This window comes from Streptomyces adelaidensis, from assembly GCF_016598475.1.
GTDB lineage: Bacteria > Actinomycetota > Actinomycetes > Streptomycetales > Streptomycetaceae > Streptomyces > Streptomyces adelaidensis.
Window position 1 is genome coordinate 1 of record NZ_JAEMUX010000266.1, and the last position, 841, is coordinate 841.

At 65.5% G+C, this 841-nt stretch carries 1 pseudogene; it reads right to left on the minus strand.

The annotated features are described in order from the left end of the window. Window positions 1-826 (minus strand): annotated as a pseudogene (locus I8N67_RS41755) (hypothetical protein); the annotation flags it as partial. Window positions 827-841: the final 15 nt, after the last annotated feature.

Below are 841 nucleotides of genomic sequence, written 5' to 3' on the forward strand. Positions count from 1 at the left end.
TGCCGTTCTCGGGGATCGCGGGCTTGCCCTTCGGCACCTTGATCTTGTGCTCGAACTTGGCGCCGGTCGGAGACGAGTAAGGAGTGTCCTTCTCGTACTGCTGGGCCTTGCCGTCCTTGTCGGTCCACTCGACCCGGAAGCGCACCTTGACGGGTTCGGCCTCGTCCTTGGAATGGTCGGGGTCGTGCGGGATGACCAGCAGCTTGGGCAGTTCGTCGACGTGCTGACTGCGGACCGCCCCGGTGGAGGTGGCGCACACGCCGCCGGGGCTGGTCCACATCTCCTTCATGGAGACCTTTGCGGGAGGCCGGTTGTAGGTGACCTCCAGGACGGCGTTGCCGCACATCCGCTTCCACTCGTGCAGATCGCCCTCGTCCGCGGCCCGCAGGCCGAACGTCATCTGCGTCCAGGACCCGGTGGCCGCGGCCTGCAGCTCCTGGGTGAGCGCGCCGCCCTTGCCGGACTCGAAACGCAGGTTGGGAGCGCTGGAACAGGACACCGGCGAGACCGCCTTGTCCACGGTCATGATGTGGCTGTCCCACAGGGTGTCCGTGTTCCCCCAGTCCGTGGACGAGGAGATACCGAAGTTCTTACCGCCGACGCGGTACAGGCGTACCGGTTCGTCCTCCGGGGTCGCGTTGTAGATGTGCGCGACGCGTACCGCGAACGTGGTCTCCAGGATGTCCTTCCCCTTGTAGAAGGAGGTGGGCATCGTGTACATGAGCCGACGCACGTCGACGCCGTTGCAGGCGATCGGCTGGTAGTCGATGGGGCACTTGCCCATGCCTGCCGAGCCGCTGAACTTCCAGTCCTGCTCGTTCGGCATGCCCTTCATCACCGA